Source organism: Rhodoplanes sp. SY1, from assembly GCF_046000175.1.
Classification (GTDB): Bacteria; Pseudomonadota; Alphaproteobacteria; order Rhizobiales; family Xanthobacteraceae; genus Rhodoplanes.
Genome location: NZ_JBEOMB010000136.1, coordinates 1 through 780 on the forward strand (window position 1 = coordinate 1; position 780 = coordinate 780).

Annotated in this window: 2 protein-coding genes; both read left to right on the plus strand. The window is 69.7% G+C overall.

Translation table 11 applies throughout. From position 1 onward, the window contains the following. The first annotated feature begins 7 nt into the window (after positions 1–7). Positions 8–187, plus strand: a complete 180-nt coding sequence (locus ABTU92_RS25380) for a hypothetical protein (RefSeq protein WP_408094391.1) — start codon at positions 8–10, stop codon at positions 185–187. 350 nt (positions 188–537) lie between these two features. Further along, positions 538–732, plus strand: a complete 195-nt coding sequence (locus ABTU92_RS25385) for a hypothetical protein (RefSeq protein WP_408094390.1) — start codon at positions 538–540, stop codon at positions 730–732. Positions 733–780 lie beyond the last annotated feature (48 nt).

A 780-nucleotide genomic window follows, 5' to 3' on the forward strand; every position in this document is an offset into this window, starting at 1 on the left:
GCGGAGCATCTCGATCGGCGTGCTGCCCCTGACCCGTGGCGTGTCGCGGGCCCGCGAGCGCGTCTCGGCCCTCGGCGCCGCATGGCGCCGCGGCCTTCTCGCGCTGCTCGATCCATACCGGCCCGAGGCGCATTACATGCGCGGACCGGGTCCCAAGTGGCGCGCCAAGCACGGCCCGCACGCATAACATCGATCCTCGTCCGGCGGCGCCCACCGGCCGCGAGCCGTTTCCCGCACCTTCGAGGTTCCCGGCCGGACGGCCTGTCCTGGCGCGTCTGCGCGAATCATCGCGGATGGTCTGCCGAATAGCTTCACGGACTTGGCCGGGCATTCCGGTATCGAGATTTCGTTAGGACCTTTGCCGATAATCGGACCGGGGACGTCGAAGGCGATTCGGAGGAATACCATCTTGCTCTTTTCCGCAGGCCCCGCCGGGGCCGCACTGCAGGAAGGCGCGATCCGCAAGACCGTTCTGGTCATCGACGACGACATCACGTCCCGGGCGATCATCTGTCGCGTGGCCGGCACGGCGACGACATGCTGGAGGCGCTGGCGCGGCTCGCCTTCGACAGGCCGATCGTGCTGGTGAGCGGCATGGATCCGGCGGGCGTCGAGGCGGTGATGACGACGGCCCGCGGGCGCCACCTGAGGCTGCTCGACGGCCTCGTGAAACCGATCGATCTCGGGGCCTTGAAGGCCTGCTTCGAACGCGCCCTGACCGCCCCCGCCTGAGTATCGGCTGCGACCGTGCCCGGCCTCGACCGCGGCGTTCCGGGGCGC